At 44.3% G+C, this 16,760-nt stretch carries 15 protein-coding genes and 1 tRNA gene; 15 read left to right on the plus strand and 1 reads right to left on the minus strand.

Features of this window, described 5'->3' with window-relative positions:
- Window positions 1–293: 293 nt before the first annotated feature.
- The 7 genes from H9Q76_RS04770 (at window position 294) to H9Q76_RS04795 (ending at window position 4,867) form a co-directional block, all read left to right on the plus strand.
- Window positions 294–854 carry a hypothetical protein gene (locus H9Q76_RS04770; protein WP_249321756.1) on the plus strand — a complete coding sequence of 187 codons (561 nt, stop codon included), beginning with the start codon at window positions 294–296 and terminating at the stop codon, window positions 852–854.
- 92 nt (window positions 855–946) lie between these two features.
- On the plus strand, window positions 947–1,270 hold the full coding sequence (locus H9Q76_RS04775; RefSeq protein WP_249321757.1) for a hypothetical protein: 324 nt from the start codon (window positions 947–949) through the stop codon (window positions 1,268–1,270).
- 58 nt (window positions 1,271–1,328) lie between these two features.
- On the plus strand, window positions 1,329–1,538 hold the full coding sequence (locus H9Q76_RS13970; protein WP_408646519.1) for an excisionase: 210 nt from the start codon (window positions 1,329–1,331) through the stop codon (window positions 1,536–1,538).
- A gap of 93 nt (window positions 1,539–1,631) precedes the next feature.
- Complete coding sequence (locus H9Q76_RS04780) at window positions 1,632–2,873, plus strand: tyrosine-type recombinase/integrase (protein WP_249321758.1); 1,242 nt, start codon at window positions 1,632–1,634, stop codon at window positions 2,871–2,873.
- Between the two features lie 148 nt (window positions 2,874–3,021).
- Complete coding sequence (gene hisH, locus H9Q76_RS04785) at window positions 3,022–3,627, plus strand: imidazole glycerol phosphate synthase subunit HisH (protein ID WP_021984988.1); 606 nt, start codon at window positions 3,022–3,024, stop codon at window positions 3,625–3,627.
- Window positions 3,628–3,647: 20 nt separating this feature from the next.
- The gene (hisF, locus tag H9Q76_RS04790) at window positions 3,648–4,409 is read left to right on the plus strand and encodes an imidazole glycerol phosphate synthase subunit HisF (RefSeq protein ID WP_021984987.1); all 762 of its coding nucleotides are present in this window, start codon (window positions 3,648–3,650) and stop codon (window positions 4,407–4,409) included.
- 32 nt (window positions 4,410–4,441) lie between these two features.
- Window positions 4,442–4,867: a GNAT family N-acetyltransferase gene (locus H9Q76_RS04795; RefSeq protein ID WP_117780984.1), complete on the plus strand. Its 426-nt coding sequence runs from the start codon at window positions 4,442–4,444 to the stop codon at window positions 4,865–4,867.
- A 60-nt stretch (window positions 4,868–4,927) separates the two neighbouring features.
- On the opposite strand, the gene H9Q76_RS04800 is transcribed toward H9Q76_RS04795, so the two are convergent.
- Entirely contained in the window at window positions 4,928–5,161 is a 234-nt protein-coding gene (locus tag H9Q76_RS04800; protein ID WP_021984985.1) for an HPr family phosphocarrier protein, read from the minus strand.
- Between the two features lie 135 nt (window positions 5,162–5,296).
- On the opposite strand from H9Q76_RS04800, the gene mtaB reads away from it, so the two are divergent.
- From mtaB to H9Q76_RS04840, 8 genes are all read left to right on the plus strand, one after another.
- A complete protein-coding gene (mtaB, locus tag H9Q76_RS04805; protein ID WP_196020119.1) occupies window positions 5,297–6,619 on the plus strand; it encodes a tRNA (N(6)-L-threonylcarbamoyladenosine(37)-C(2))-methylthiotransferase MtaB in 1,323 nt (440 codons plus the stop codon).
- Window positions 6,620–6,750: 131 nt separating this feature from the next.
- Window positions 6,751–6,822, plus strand: a tRNA-Glu gene (locus tag H9Q76_RS04810).
- 132 nt (window positions 6,823–6,954) lie between these two features.
- The gene (locus H9Q76_RS04815) at window positions 6,955–7,740 is read left to right on the plus strand and encodes a zinc ribbon domain-containing protein (RefSeq protein WP_021984983.1); all 786 of its coding nucleotides are present in this window, start codon (window positions 6,955–6,957) and stop codon (window positions 7,738–7,740) included.
- A 52-nt stretch (window positions 7,741–7,792) separates the two neighbouring features.
- Window positions 7,793–11,050, plus strand: a complete 3,258-nt coding sequence (locus tag H9Q76_RS04820) for a PD-(D/E)XK nuclease family protein (protein ID WP_249321759.1) — start codon at window positions 7,793–7,795, stop codon at window positions 11,048–11,050.
- Window positions 11,020–14,721 carry a helicase-exonuclease AddAB subunit AddA gene (gene addA / locus H9Q76_RS04825; RefSeq protein WP_249321760.1) on the plus strand — a complete coding sequence of 1,234 codons (3,702 nt, stop codon included), beginning with the start codon at window positions 11,020–11,022 and terminating at the stop codon, window positions 14,719–14,721. Before H9Q76_RS04820 ends, addA begins: the two co-directional genes overlap by 31 nt.
- Window positions 14,722–14,731: 10 nt before the next feature.
- Window positions 14,732–15,226 (plus strand): preQ(1) synthase, encoded by a 495-nt coding sequence (gene queF / locus H9Q76_RS04830; RefSeq protein ID WP_021984980.1) that lies wholly within the window; start codon window positions 14,732–14,734, stop codon window positions 15,224–15,226.
- A 32-nt stretch (window positions 15,227–15,258) separates the two neighbouring features.
- Window positions 15,259–16,578, plus strand: a complete 1,320-nt coding sequence (locus H9Q76_RS04835; RefSeq protein ID WP_021984979.1) for a bifunctional folylpolyglutamate synthase/dihydrofolate synthase — start codon at window positions 15,259–15,261, stop codon at window positions 16,576–16,578.
- On the plus strand, window positions 16,575–16,760 hold the full coding sequence (locus tag H9Q76_RS04840) for a hypothetical protein (RefSeq protein ID WP_021984978.1): 186 nt from the start codon (window positions 16,575–16,577) through the stop codon (window positions 16,758–16,760). The genes H9Q76_RS04835 and H9Q76_RS04840 overlap by 4 nt, the downstream gene beginning before the upstream one ends.

Genomic DNA, 16,760 nt, shown 5'->3' on the forward strand with positions numbered 1-16,760 from the left:
GTATATAATAGTATATTATATTAAGAATTGGGGAAAGATAAATGACTACAAGAACACAAAGTAAGGCAAGTCAATTGAATAAATCTCATGCTGTTCGAAAATCGAGTCGTACTCATGCAGATACAAAAGAAATTTTTTCAAGAAGACCGCCTCATAAACCACCTAAAAATAAGAAGGGATCAGAAAAAAGTAAGTAGATTGGGGATGATGATATTAAAGATTTAATTGATATTTTACCACAGATAATTATTTATATTGTAACTGGATATATATTTTATAAAACATTTCATTTTGTGGCATTAAAGCAAAATTCTGCAAACGTTGAGAATACATTAATGTCATCGTTGGTTATTGGCTTTATATATTGTAAGATTGCAGCTATGATACCAATTACGATTTCATATAACGTAGATAATGTATGTATTGTTATATCTGCTTTATTATTTGGATATGTATTTGGTAGAATTATAAAAAATAAAAAAATTATAGAAATTTTGGATTTTTTGCAGATAAGAGATACAGGTAATAAATATTATTGGGATGATATTCTGGATAACCAATACCCAATGAAAATAAAAATATCATATGATGATTTTATATACGAAGGAATGCTTCATAACTATGAAAGTTATTCCAATGAACCGCATATTGTTTTAGCATCGTATATGATAATGGATAAAAAAAACAATATTTTATGCGATTTTAGGAATGTGGATACAAAAATTATTATATTGGACACTTCTAAAGCTAACAAAACAGAAGTAATATATAGTACACACAGTGAAATTTGTAAAGATATTAAACATTTATGCGAGTCAAATCGTATATTATATTCCAAAAATAAAGAAAAATAGCAATCTTTTTCAAAATAGCATAATTATTTTGACTAACTAAGACACCAACTGCGGTGTCTTTTTTAATTTCAAGAAAAACGAGGTAAGAATAAATGGAAGATAAAAAGGATAAAAAGATTCGCCTACTTAGCGATGAAGTGGATAGATTACGTGTGGAAAATGAAGCAATGAGAAAGGAAAATGCGGAATTACAGTGGAAAGTAAATGAGATGAGTACCATTCACAATGAAGAGACTATTGCTTCTTTCCAGTCATATGAACAAGAATTAAAGGCTCAAATTGAAAAAGCAAAGAGGCTTTGTTCATTATACGAACAACTTATAGAGAAGCAGAAGCGATATATGGAAAAGGAAGAAATAAAATTCCAAGAAGCAACGGATAAAGCTATTGCTGATTTTGAAGGAGCATTAAAATAGAAATAATAAATTGTGGAAGGGCAGAGATATATTTTCTGCCCTTAATTTATGTAAGGAGATGATTTATATAGATAGTATTGCAACATTGGATAACAAATTTTTGCTAAATATTAAGGAGGCATCTCAATTATTTGGTATTGGTGAACACCGGTTGAGATCTATTGTGTCTGAAGATTATGGATGCAAATATCATCTAACTCTTGGAAGAACAATCAAAATAAAACGGCAACAATTTGAAAATTATTTAAATCAAGTAGAGCAAATATAGATATATGTGAAATAGACAGAGGTTTTTGGGTGTGCTATAATGTGACACATGATGCACATTTAAGGCACTCTTTATTTGATAGGAGGCTGGAAAATGGCAAATAAAATTGTTTCAGAAAAGAACAAGCCAGCACGAAAAAAACTGCGAGATAATGAATATTATAATCCTAAGACAAAGCGGTATGAATATCATTATACAGACTGCCTAGGAAAGAAGAGGGTAATAAGTTCATATAGGCTTGAAGAAACAGATCAATTACCAAAAGGTAAGAAATCGTCGAAGAGTTTACGGGAGAAGGAGGCTGAACTAACAGCACAACTAGATAATAGTATAGATATTGATGGAGCAAAACTTACTTTATTAGAAGTAATGGATAGATATTTGCAGTTTCTTTATAATAGGAAGAAGTTAGCTCATAATACAAAGGTTGGATATAATGTTACAGTGAATACGCTCAAACAATATAAGTTGGGGTATATGGAGATTGGAAAAATCAAACCAGAGCATTGTGAAGATTGGCTAGTTGATATGAAAAAGAAATACAGGGGTTCATCTATTCAGACACAAATTAGTCTCATAAAACGGGTGTTTGAGTATGCAATAGATCGCGATTATGTTATCAAAAATCCATTCCGCGGAATTACAACGGATAGAAGCGATAGTAAAAACATGGAAGCAATCTCTGTTGAGGATATGAATAGATTCCTTGAATTCTGTTCTAAAGATACAAATAGCGCACATTGTTATGATATGATTTATGTGCTATTCTGGACAGGTTTAAGAGCATCTGAATTATGTGGTTTGACGCTTGATAATATTGATATGAGTAATAGGCTTATTAAGGTAGAAAAACAGTTGCAATGTATTAATCATACGCATGTTGTTCTGCCAACGAAAACAGCTAAAGGATACCGAACAATACCGATGACGGATGGAGTATATGAATGCTTTGAACGTATATTAAAAAATCGCTATCTTAAAGGCGATATTGAGCCTGTGTGTTATGATGAGCGCGGAAATGCATATGAAGGATTTGTATTTCTGGCAACAAGAAGTAGAAAAACGATTGTGCGATCACACGTGGAAGAATATCTGGCAAACTGTATTAAGAGATTTAATAATGCAAATTCAGATAATCCAATAAGAAAATTTGAACCGCATATTTGCAGACATAGCTTTGCGACAAATTTTCAGTATTTACCTCCTAAAACATTGCAATATATATTAGGACATAGTAAAATTTCAACGACGATGGATAACTATGTTGATGTAAAACCAAGTAGCGAACAATTATTACAGATCAATGTAGTAGCAAAGCAATTAATTTGTAATTAGTATGAAAGTTAGCGTACTAAATATTTACTAATTATGATGTGTAACGAAATGTAACAGATTGTAATAAAAAGTAACGAAATGCCATTTGAACATGGCTAAAATATAAGATAACACAATAAAAATGCTTGAATACAATGAGGATGAGACGATGATAGCAATTTTAGATTACGATGCAGGCAACATTAAAAGTGTAGAAAAAGCAGTGCATTATCTGGGCGAAGAAGCTGTAATCACGCGGGATAAGGATCTGATCTTATCGTGTGACAAGGTGATCCTGCCGGGCGTGGGAAGCTTCGGTGATGCGATGGGTAAGCTGCGGGAGTACAAGCTGGATCAGGTGATCTACGATGTGGTAGATGCCGGGACACCATTTCTTGGAATCTGCCTTGGCTTACAGCTTCTGTATAAGACAAGCGAGGAAAGCCCGGGAGCAACGGGACTTGGAATTTTGGACGGCGAGATTTTACGGATTCCAGATGCACCGGATCTGAAGGTGCCACAGATTGGATGGAATTCTCTCGATATCACACCGGGCGCAAAATTATTTGCCGGTGTGGAGGAACACCCATATGTATATTTTGTGCATTCGTATTACCTGAAATCGAAGGACGAAGCAGATGTTGCAGCGCGGACACACTATTCCGTGGAGATTCATGCATCTGTGGAAAAGGGAAATGTATTTGCGTGTCAGTTCCATCCGGAGAAGAGTTCGACGGTAGGACTGAAAATATTGGATAACTTTATACACTTATAAGAGACGGGGAGGAAGAGAGTATGCATACAAAGAGAATTATTCCTTGTCTGGATGTCAACAATGGCAGGGTTGTAAAGGGTATCAATTTTGTGAATTTGAAGGATGCAGGTGATCCGGTTGCTGTTGGTGCTGCTTATGATAAGGCAGGTGCGGATGAGCTTGTATTTCTGGATATTACAGCATCTTCGGATTCGAGAAATATCGTGATCGATATGGTGCGGAAGGTTGCGGAGACTGTATTTATTCCGTTTACGGTTGGCGGCGGTATCCGTACAGTTGATGATTTTAAGGCGATTTTACGTGAGGGCGCCGATAAGATCAGTATCAATTCCTCTGCTATCAATACACCACGGCTGATCAGTGATGCTGCAGACAAGTTTGGCAGCCAGTGTGTGGTCGTTGCGATTGATGCGAGAAGAAGAGAAGATGGAAGCGGCTGGAATGTGTTCAAGAACGGTGGACGTGTCGATACCGGACTTGATGCAATCGAGTGGGCGATGCAGGCAGATAAGATGGGCGCAGGAGAGATCCTGCTTACGAGTATGGACTGTGATGGAACAAAGGCAGGCTACGACGTGGAGCTGACCAGACTGATTGCCGAAAATGTATCCGTTCCGGTAATTGCGTCCGGCGGTGCAGGAACGAAGGAGCACTTCTATGATGCACTGACAGAGGGAAAAGCAGACGCAGCACTTGCAGCATCCCTGTTCCACTACAAGGAGCTGGAGATCATGGATCTCAAAGCATATCTGGCGGAGCGTGGAATTCCGATGCGTATGTAGCGATATACGACGGTGGAAGAAGGACTTAAAACATGATAACACTCATTGAAAATGATATTTCTCTGGAAGAGTATCTGACACTTCGGGAGAAAGTTGGCTGGAAGAAACTGACAGACAAGCAGGCGGCACATGCCCTTGCGAATTGTCTGTATAAAGTAAAAGCGGTCGATGCGGACGGACAGGTCGTTGGTATGGGACGTGTCGTTGGAGACGGTGCCGTGGTCTGTTATATTCAGGATCTGATCGTGATTCCACAGGTGCAGGCACAGGGCATTGGCTCGCAGATTATACAGAAATTAAAAGCGTATGTGGAATCTCTGCGGGAAGAGGAAAGCACGATGATGCTATGTCTGATGTGTGCCAAGGGCAGAGAGCCATTTTATGAAAAACATGGATTTATGCAGCGACCGACCGATGCACTTGGACCGGGTATGATTCAGTATCTGACAGAAAAATAAAGAATAAAACAAAAAATCCTCCCATCCGGGAGGTTTTTTGCTTTCTATCGAACTATGAGATTACTCAGCAAGATATGGCTTTAACGCTGCCATGATATCTTCTGTATCCTTATCTGTATGTACATTTAAGTCGATTGGCTTGGAAATATCCAAACTGAAAATACCCATGATAGACTTTGCATCGATAACATAACGACCAGATACTAAATCAAACTCAGCATTAAAACCGCTGATGTCATTTACAAAGCTCTTTACCTTATCGATAGAGTTGAGAGAAATTTTAACCTTTAACATATAGAAACCTCCTTGTATATTATGAAAGCGAAAAATAATCTCAAAAATATATCTTTCGCACTTTTTTTATCTATGTTACTATAATAAAAGTTTACACTATAAAAGTCAAGAATCAGCAGGAGAAATTTGCGTAAAATGTATGTGAATATTTTAAATAAAAAAGTAGCAGTTTGCACACTTGGATGCAAGGTGAATCAATATGAGTCAGACAGTATGATGGATATTTTGAAGAAAAATGGATGCGAGATTGTACCATTTTCACAGTTTGCAGATGTGTATATCGTCAATACGTGTTCGGTCACGAATATGGCGGAGCGAAAGTCGAGACAGATGCTGCACCGCGCGAAAAAGAAGAACCCGGAGGCGGTCATTGTGGCAGCCGGATGCTATGTGCAGGCAGCCGAGGAAGCGTTGGCAAAGGATCTAGGCATCGATATTCTGATCGGAAACAACTGCAAGAAGGATGTTGCCCGTATCTTAAGTGAATATTATGAGGATACGTCCATGCATGAGGTTGTGATCGACATCAATCACACGAACGAATATGAGGAAATGACGCTCGTAAAGCCGAACGAGCGATGCCGTGCCTATGTCAAGGTGCAGGACGGCTGTAATAATTTCTGCACGTATTGTATCATCCCATATACACGTGGCAGAATCCGCAGCCGGAAGCTTGCGGATGTCGTGCGGGAGGTAGAAGGGCTGGCAGTAGAAGGCGTACAGGAAGTCGTGATTACAGGAATCAATTTATCTTCCTATGAGGATGAGGATGGTGCATCGCTGCTGATGCTGTTACAGGCAGTTGCCAAAGTGAATGGTATTAAGCGTATCCGGATGGGATCGCTGGAGCCGCGTGTGATCACAGAGGAATTCCTGGATGGTATCACAGCGCTTGATAAGGTGTGTCCGCATTTCCATCTGTCATTGCAGAGTGCCTGCAATGAGACGTTAAAGCGGATGAACCGGAAATATACAATCGAAGAATATATGGAAAAATGCGAGATGATCCGCAAGGCATATGATCGTCCGGCGATCGCGACAGATGTGATTGTAGGATTCCCGGGGGAAACCGAGGAGGAATTTGCAACAACGGTGGCAAATCTGGAGAAGCTGAATCTCTATGAGATGCATGTATTTAAATATTCAAAGCGGAGCGGCACGATCGCAGCGACAATGGAGCATCAGGTGAGCGATGCAGTGAAGGAGAAGCGAAGCAATGTGCTGTTAGAGCTGACGGCGAACCAGAAGGCAGCATTTGAAGCACAGTTTTCCGGAGAGCTGCTTCCGGTGCTGATGGAGGAGTATGACTGTATCGACAAGGATGGAAAGCCGGCGTATGTCATGAAGGGACACACAGATCGTTATATCCTTGTGAAGCAGGAGACGACAAGAGAAGTCTGCGAGCAGAGTGTCAATACATTCGTGGATATTTTGTACCGGTCGGAGAAGTCGAAATAAGGATGTTGGATCATGGCATATGGACGTATATCTTTACGAAAATATGCCATGAATTAAAAAAAAATAAAAAAATTAAAAAAAGTTGTTGACAACATGTTATATATTTGTTATAGTAACAAAGGTTTCAAGATGGTTCGTTGGTCAAGCGGCTAAGACGTCGCCCTCTCACGGCGAAAACAGGGGTTCGATTCCCCTACGAACTGCTTTTAAAAGGATACAGATTGTATCCTTTTTTTTTCGCGATTTTCCCTTTTATAAGAAAAGAATCACTTGAAGAAAATGCCTCCGTGAGATATACTATACTACATATGATACAGAAGAAAGGGGTTAGTAATATGGCTGTATGTGAATCATGTGGAGCAAGGGTGCAGGATGGAATTACGATCTGTCCGGAATGTGGGCGCCCGGTGGTGAAGATGAAGACAAGTCTTGGGCTGAAAGGTGAGAACGGAAAGAAGCCGGTACAGCAAAGGGCATATACACCAACCGATGATTATGGTGACATCTATGATGGGAACAGTATCGGGGGAACAGATCCTGTCAAGATTACGAAGGAAGACGTAAAGGAATACAAAGAGCTGAACAAGAAACAGGGCGGCGGAAGCGGCGTCGGCAAAGTGTTTGGCACGATCTTCAAGTTCATCATATTTGCAGCAATCGTATTTGGTATTTATATGTTTGTGACAAAGGTTGTGTTAAAGCCGAACGGACCGGAGACTTATGAGGATGCAGTCAAAGCATTCCAGACAGCGGTCAATGAGGATGACAGTGAGAAATTACAGGCATTAGTACCGGAATACATAACAGCAAACAAAGCCTTGGTTGAGGAAATCTTACCATATGTGCAGGAGACAAACTACACATCGATCAAGATTATTGATACATCCATCTGGGGCACTTCTGAGGTAAATGCATTCAACGACAAGATCCAGCTGGAGCATGGTAAGACTGCAGATGCAAGAGAGGGTGTTACCCTGAAGCTTGGACTGCGTGGAACGATGAAGGATCGCAATGGCGTGAAGAGACAGTATCTGGAAGTAAATATTGATTTCATCAAGATCAAAGGCGTCTGGTATCCGGATATCGAAGAGGTACAGGATCAGTTGTTTAAACAGGATTAAGAAAAAGCCGGGAGCGAAAAACTTCCGGCTTATTTTTTTGACGGAGGCGTACATGGCGTTACAGTTTATCCTTGGCCCAAGCGGGGCAGGAAAATCAGAATATATTTACGAGGACATTATACGTCGGACAATGCAGGATGAGCGGGAAAATGTGATCGTGCTTGTCCCGGAACAGTATTCGCTGGAGATTCAACGAAAGCTTGTGCAGAAGCATCCGCGCGGTGGCAGCTTCCAGATTGACGTCATCGGGTTTAACCGGCTGGCATATCGGATATTTGATGAGCTGCATATCAAGCCGAAGAAGGTGCTGGAGGATTTCGGAAAATCTATGTTGCTGCGAAAGGCAGCACAGGAGCACAAAGAAGAGCTGTCTCTGTATGCCGGAAGTCTGGATAAGGCAGGATTTATCGACGAGGCAAAATCGTTGATGTCAGAGATCTACCAGTATGATATTCCACGGGAACGGCTGCGGGAGGCGTTACAGAAGCTGGACGATTCGGAGGAGGCACGTGTGCTTGCGAGAAAGCTGCAGGACATGCTGGTAATTTTCGATGCGTTTGAGGAGAAGAAAGGGCAGTCTTTTATCGTAGCAGAACAGATGCTGGAGCTCCTGACCGCGGCAGCGGAACAATCGGAGCTGATTGCAGGCAGTGAGATCGTATTAGATGGATTTACCGGATTTACACCGATTCAGTTGAATCTGATTTCCGTGTTGCTGCGCCGGGCGAAAAAAGTGACAATCGTATTGACGATTGACGCGGCAACCTATGAGAAAAAGCACGTGGCAGAGCATGAACTGTTTGCACTTACGAAGCAGACAATCGAGCATTTGCTGCTTACTGCCGAGCAGGCACATGTGGTTGTGGAACCGGCATTGTTCTTAGGAAAGGATGGCTGTAAACGGTGGAGCAAGGGCCATCCGCTGGCACATCTGGAGCAGAATCTGTTCCGCTATCCGTACCGTGTCGGGAAAGATGAGGAACAGGCGATTACGATTACGGCGTATGATACGCCGGCACAGGAGCTGACCGGCGTTGCAGAACAGATTCGTACCCTTGTGATGGAGCAGGGCTATCGTTACCGGGATATTGCGATCGTGAGTGGAAATCTGGAGGAAACGGCGGAATTTGCAAAGCGGATATTGCCGCAATATGAGATTCCTTATTTTATTGATATGACGATGCCGGTGAAGAATCATCCATGTGTGGATGCGCTTACGCATGTGCTGCGAATCGTCGATGAGAATTTCAGTTATGACAGTGTGTTTGCGTTCTTAAAATCCGGAGTTGTAAAGTCGTTGGAACAATCGGAGATCGAGATGCTGGAAAACTACGTGCTGGCGCGTGGACGAAAGGGAATCCGGAGCTGGAGCCAGCCATTTCTAAACGGTGAGGATGACACCGTGGATGAACTGCGTCAGGTTGTGATGGAAATATTGCAGCCATTTTACAAGGCAGTCTCCGGTGGAAAAAAGAAGATTTCCGTGTTTGTCGAAGCCATCTATGCGCTTATGGAGACGCTTTCGATGGAGACGCAGTTTGAAGATGCCGGACTGTATGAGAAGGTGCGGCAGATCTTTGACAAGATGGTGGAGATCATGCCGGAGGACACGGTCAATGTACAGGAGTTTGAGGAACTGTTTGCCGTAGGAATGAAGGATGTCACACTTGGTATGGTGCCACCGACACTGGATATGCTCGTAGTCGGCGATATCACGCGAACCAGACTGGGTGATATCCGGGCGCTGTTTATCGTGGGTGTAAATGACGGCGTCATTCCGAAACGTGCCGGACGCAGTCAGATCATCAATGACCGCGAGAAAGAACGACTGGGTGCATTTGGTATCCATATGGCGCCGACAGAGCGGGTGAACAGCTACACCGAACAGTTTTACCTGTATCAGAACATGACGAAGCCAAAGGATTGTCTGCATTTATCCTATGTGTGTATGAGTGCCACGAATGAGACAATGCGGCCATCTTATATATTAGACCGGATTCGAAGAATTTTTCCGGACAAGAAGGAATTACAGGGACAGCGGATGGAGAATCGGATCGTGACAGACAAATCCGGGCTGGAGGTTTTAATCATAGGAATCCGGGAATTGCTCGAGGGTAATCACAGCCACGAGAAAGAGACACTGCAGTTATATAAGCTGTATCTGAAGCATGGAGATGCCCGGACACTCGAACGGATGAAACAGGCGATGCAGTACCAGAATCTGCCGGAGAAGTTGGCAGAACAGGTGACACAGCTGATTCAGTTACAGGATATGGCGATGTCTGTATCGAAGCTGGAACAGTATGCAAGCTGTGCGTATGCATTTTTCCTTCGATACATTCTACGGTTAGAGGAGCGGCAGATTCATGGTATCGACAACCGGAACGTCGGTATGATCCTGCACGGTGCGATGGAGCAGATGTTTTGCTATGTGCGGGATCAGAAGGACAATGCGTGGGAGACACTGTCCGAGCAGGAGCGGGATGCGAAGACAGAGGAATTCGTGAATGAAAACTTTGCGAAGGAATACGCCGGACAGGAGCTGGATGCCGGACAGTATGAAGTGCTACGGAAGAGTTTGATCCGAATCGGAAAACGAACCGTGCAGAAGCTGCAGGCGATGATGGATGCGTCTTACAAACCGCGGTATTTTGAGTATGCATTCCGAAAAAAACTGCAGGTGGGAGATGAACAGTTGTCCTTAGTTGGCGTGGTGGACCGCGGAGATTTGTATGTGAATGAAGCAGAGCAGACGATCTCCCTGCGTGTGATCGACTACAAATCCGGGGCACATGAGTTTGATCTTGGTGATCTGTACGAGGGGCTGGAGCTGCAGCTTGCAATCTATACAGATGTGATGCGTGAACTGGTCGATCAGGAGTGGAATAAAAACCGCGCGGAGACAGAACGCTATAAGATTGTGACGGATAGTATGTATTATTATCATATGCAGGATCCATATGTGCAGGCGGAAAATGAGACAGAGGCGGAGGAAGCACGGGAGAAGCAGCTGATATACAAAGGACTGGCACGGGATGACGCGGAGGAATTTGACACAGTGCTTGCCTATGCCGAGTACAAGGCATCTGCACTTGCCACGCAGATGAAATCGGGAGTGATCGACAAAAATCCGATGCGGGAGTCCAACAAGACCGCGTGCGATTACTGCGCATACAAAGATGTGTGCCGGTTTGATGAGAAATACGGAAACAACCGTTATCACCACACAAAGCACAGCGCAAAGGAGAAGGAACAGTTATTGGAGGAGATGCATAGCGTATGCCATGGACAGAAAAACAGGAACAGGTAATTAAAGAGAGAAACAAGACAATTCTTGTATCGGCAGCCGCAGGCTCCGGTAAGACGGCAACGCTCGTGGAACGCATCTACCAGAAGATGATTGATCCGGAGCATCCGGTCGATATCACGTCTTTTCTGGTCGTGACTTTTACTAAGGCGGCAGCGGCGCAGATGAAAGAGAAGCTTTTGAAAAAGCTGGAGGAAGCACAGGAGCAGTATCCGGAATCAGAGCACATTGCAAAGCAGAACATGTTGATCCAGAGTGCGGATATCACGACGATCGATAGTTTCTGCCTGAATATCGTAAAGGAGTATTTCAGTTATCTGAATCTGGATCCGGCGGTTGGAATCGGTGATCCGGGTATGCTGGAAATGCTGAAATATGATGTGATGACAGAACTTTTTGAGGAAAAGTATGCGCAGCTGCAGGAACAGGGCGATACGGAATTTGGTCGGCTGCTGGAAGTGTTTTGTGATGGAAAACGGGACGACAATCTGAAGGATGTGCTGGACAAGATCTATCGGCAGATCACAAGTTTTCCAGCACCGGAGCGGTTTTTAGAGGAAGCGAGAATGGGACTGCAGATTGACACGGCGGAGGATTTAAACCATGCACCGTGGATGCAGGCGATGCTTGATATCCTGCATAAAAAGGCGGCGGCAGCCGTACAGCTTGCAGAGCGGTGCCTTGCGATCTGCGAGGAGGCGGATGGACCGGAGCAGTACCGGGAGCAGATCGAATCGGATATCGAGAAGCTGCAGGCAATCGGGCAGGCGGACAGTTATGCTACGATGAAGGGGGCAATCGAGAGTAAATGGGCGACGCTTTCGAGAAAGAAGTTTACCGGAGACAAAGAATTACAGGAAGCCTGTAAGACGCTCCGCAAGGAATATAAGGATGAATTTGACAGCAAAAAGCTTGATAGCTTCAAGCAGTCGGAGGCACAGATCTTAGAAGATATGCAGCTTTTAAAAACGTATCTGCTTCCGTTACTCTCCCTGACTGAGGAATTCATGACGCGGTTTATGGAGGAGAAGCAGAAACGGAAGATGCTGGAGTTTTCAGATATCTCGCATATGGCATACCAACTTGTGTGTGCCGGCTATGATGAGGATGGTACAGCAGTTCCAACAGAAATCGGAAAGACGATTGCAAACCGGTATGAGGAAATCTATATTGATGAGTATCAGGACAGCAATTATCTGCAGGAGGATATTCTGACTGCAGTATCGGGCAAATCCCGCGATGTGCATAATATGTTCATGGTGGGCGATGTGAAACAGAGTATCTACCGTTTTCGTATGGCGCGTCCAGAGATATTTGTCAAAAAATACAACCGGTATCAGGCGGAAGGAAATGATATTAAGATCGAGCTAAATCATAATTTCCGTTCCCGTGCGGTTGTGTTGCGCGCAATCAATTATTTCTTCTATCAGTTGATGGGAAGTGATTTGGGCGGTATTACATATGATGAGAAGCAGGCTCTTGTACCGGGTAAACAGTTCCCGGAGCCGCCGGAGGGCGCCCGCATTGCCGAGGATGTAGAGCTTTTGTTTGCCGATGTGGATGATACAGGAGACTTAAGCGAAGAGCAGCTTCGCCAGTATGGCTCCCCGGAGAAAGATACGGTGGAGGGCTATATGATCGCGAACCGGATTCGATCGCTGATGCAGCCGGATACCGGTATGCAAGTCTATGACGAGGAGGAAGCCTGTTATCGTCCGGTTCGGTATAAGGATATTGTGATACTGGCAAGAAGCCTGAAAGACTATGGAGATGTGATCTACAATGCGCTCACGGCGCAGGGGATTCCGGTATATCTTGAAAAGTCCAAGGGATATTTTCAGGCAGTGGAGATACAGGTGATCATGGCGATGCTTTCCGTGGTTGACAACAGCCGGCAGGACATTCCACTTTCGGCAGTGCTGTTGTCGCCGATCGGCGGCTTGAATGAGTCAGAACTTGCGCAGATATGTGCTGCGGTGCGGAATGCCGTATCTGAAAAATTGTGTCTGTACGATATCTGTGAGTATTATGCAGAGGATCAGGCAGATACAGAACTTGGCGGAAAAGTCAGACGCCTGCTTGATCTGATCGAAGATCTAAAAGAGAAAAAACAGCATTTATCAGTATCGGATCTCATCTGGGAGCTGTTGGAGCAGACGGGATATTATGAATACGTGACAGCAATGCCGGCAGGCGATATCCGCAAATCCAATGTCGATATGCTATTGCAAAAGGCAGTGCAGTTTGAAAATGGATATTACAAAGGATTGTTTCATTTCTTGCGCTATGTCGATAAGCTGAAGCTGATGGAAAAGGATGAGGGCGAAGCAAGCGTGCTGAGCGAGGATGCGGATGTTGTGCGGATTATGAGTATCCACAAGAGTAAGGGACTTGAATATCCGGTCGTGTTTGTCGCAGGGATGGGACGGCAGTTTAACCGGATGGAGTTAAAGGATAATGTGCAGGTGCATCCGGACTATTATCTGGCTGCAATGGCGATGCACATAAAAGGACGGTATAAACATAATACTGCGATTCGGAGTATCTATGCGGCACTCGAGGATGCGGAGATGATGGCAGAGAATCTGCGGGTGCTCTATGTGGCGATGACGCGTGCGAAGGAAAAGCTGATCCTTACAGGTGCAATACGCGGTGCGGACCGTCTGCTTGCAAAATATGCCTATGTAGAAGATATGGAGCCGTTGCTGCTTCCGTATAATGTCCGCAAAAATGCCGACAGCTATGCGAAGCATCTGCTTGCCTGTATGGTGCGTTATAACCGGCTGGCGGCAGCCTGCAAGGTGCAGGGGAAGATTCGTATGGAGATTTGCAACCAGGAGGAAATTCTGACAGCGATGATTCCGATGGAGCTTCACAAACGGTTACAGTTAGAAGACATCCGCCGTATGGCGGAGCAGGCAGAGGAAGATGTATTCTATGCGAAAAACGAGGCGAGTGTATCCTATGTATATCCACATATGCCGATGACGACCCTGGGAGCGAAGCTGTCAATCTCGGATATTAAGAAGATGAAAGCCTATGATGGAAAAGGGTATGATATCAATACGGAATTTGCCCTTCCGGATACTGCGGAGCAGGAAATAGAAAAAAACCTTCCGAAACGAGCACAGTCTGCAGGAAAAACAGGCACACTTACCGGTGCGGAGCGTGGTACGATCGTTCATAAATTTATGGAAATGCTGCCATTTGAAGCGGTGGATACAGACGGAGATCTGGATGCGTATATCGCACAGCAAAAGGCGGCATTGCTTGCGCGGGGCATTTTCGAGGAGCGGGAACTTGTGGCAATCCGGGAAGCCAAAATCAGGAAGATGTTGCAATCTACGCTTGGATGCCGTATGATAGAAGCTGCGCGCCTGGGCAATCTGTACAAGGAACGGCAGTTTTCTGCGGGTATTCCGGCATCGGAGGTGTATGATGTCACGGAGCCGGATGTACTAGTTGTACAGGGAATTATTGATGCATACTTTTATGAGGATGACGACGTGGTGGTCATGGATTATAAGACCGATGCCGCAGACGAGGAGACTCTGGTTGGCAGATACCGGGCACAGCTTGCCTCGTATGCAGAGGTGCTGGAACGATTGACAGGAAAAAAGGTGAAGGAGCAGGTGATCTATTCCTTCCACTTAGATAAAATGATTCGATTATGAGGTGATAGAAATGGCTAGAACAGAGGAAGAACAAAAAGGAATTTCTTTGCTGGGAAACCAGCACGTAGCGTATCCGTCTGATTATTCTGCGGATATTCTGGAGACATTTATCAACAAACATCCGGACAATGATTATTTCGTAAAATTCAACTGCCCGGAATTCACAAGTCTTTGTCCGATTACTGGACAGCCGGATTTTGCGACAATCTACATCTCCTATGTGCCGGATGTGCGCATGGTGGAGAGTAAGTCGTTGAAGTTGTACCTGTTCAGTTTCCGAAATCATGGAGATTTCCATGAGGATTGCGTGAATACGATCATGAAGGATCTGATCAAGGCAATGGACCCGAAATATATTGAGGTCTGGGGAAAATTTACTCCACGTGGAGGAATCTCTATCGATCCGTATTGTAACTATGGACGTCCGGGCACAAATTGGGAAAAGGTCGCTTACGATCGTCTGGTACATCATGATTTATATCCGGAGAAAGTGGATAACCGCTAGGTGATTGCGGGACAAAAAGGAAGTAATCAATTATGAACAACAGTATGAAAGAGGCAGAAGATTATATTAACCAGATCCCGCTGTTTGGACCTCATACAGAGGGAAGAAATAAATCAGGAAATGAGAACTTAGAGGCGGTCATGGCATTGCTTGGAAATCCACATCTTGCACATAAGGCGATTCATGTGGCTGGTACAAACGGAAAAGGTTCTACGGTGCAGTTCCTGCGTGCGATACTCACAGAGGAGGGATACCGGGTGCGTACCTTTACGTCCCCACATCTGATCTCCATCACAGAACGGATCGAGGGAATCACAGAAGAAGAATTCGTCGAATGCTACCAGATTGTACGGAATGCATGCGAGCATGCGGTGCAGAAAAATCTGCAGCATCTCTCGTATTTTGAATTCCTGTTTGCGATGGCAGCGGTGTATTTTTCCAAGCTGGAGCTGGACTATGTGATTTACGAGACCGGACTTGGCGGCAGACTGGATGCGACCAATGTGCTTGTGCCGGTGTTGACGATCATTACAGAGATTGGGCTCGATCATATGAAATATCTCGGCAACACGATCGAGGCGATTGCTGGAGAAAAAGCCGGGATTATAAAAACAGGCGTTCCAGTTGTGTACCACACGGGCAGTCTGGAAGCGGATGCCGTCGTAAAAAATCAGGCAGAAGCACTTGCGGCAGAAGCAATAAATGTCGCAAATGTGGAGTATAATATCGATGAATTTACAGATAAAACCATTGATTTTTCAATGTATAGCCGCTATTATAGTTACAATGGTTTGCGGCTTGATAGTGTGGCCACCTATCAGGTAGACAATGCCGTGACTGCGATCACAGCAGGTACGGTGCTGTTAGGCAGGCAAATCGCACAGGAGAAAATACAGCTTGCGCTGGATGCGTTTTTCTGGCCGGGACGTATGGAGAAGCTGAATGGGAATATCGTGATCGATGGGGCACACAACGAGAGTGCCATCGAGCGATTTACTGAGAGCGTGAATGCCGGGTATGCAGACCGGGAGAAAACACTTCTCTTTGCAGTCGCCGGGGATAAGGACTACGAACCGATGATCGCATATCTGATGCAGAATCTGGAAGTGGAGGCGGTCTATGTGACGTCGCTGGATTCTGACCGCGCAATCTCCGCAGAGTATATTGCGGCATTGTTCCGCGATTGTGCGAAGAAGACGGAACGCAATGTACATGTCTATGCAGATAATGACATCCGAAGCTGTTTCGCGGAAGCATATGCAGCTGTGGAGGCACGCGGCGGCATGCTGTTTTGCGTGGGCTCTCTGTATCTGATTGGAAAGATAAAAGACATATGGGAGGAAACCGTATGATAAATTTTGAAGAAGAATTGAAGCGTTTCTCGCCGATTCCGGAAGTGAATCAGGCGGAGGAAGCCATTTACAGCAATGATTTGAAGGATATCAGTGATATTGTATTACAGATGACACAGGACTTGAGAAATACAGGCAGCATATTGGATAATGCAGTATCTGTGCGGGCAAGGAGAAGATAA

It is taken from the genome of Wujia chipingensis (genome assembly GCF_014337155.1).
GTDB classification, from domain to species: Bacteria; Bacillota; Clostridia; order Lachnospirales; family Lachnospiraceae; genus Coprococcus_C; species Coprococcus_C hominis.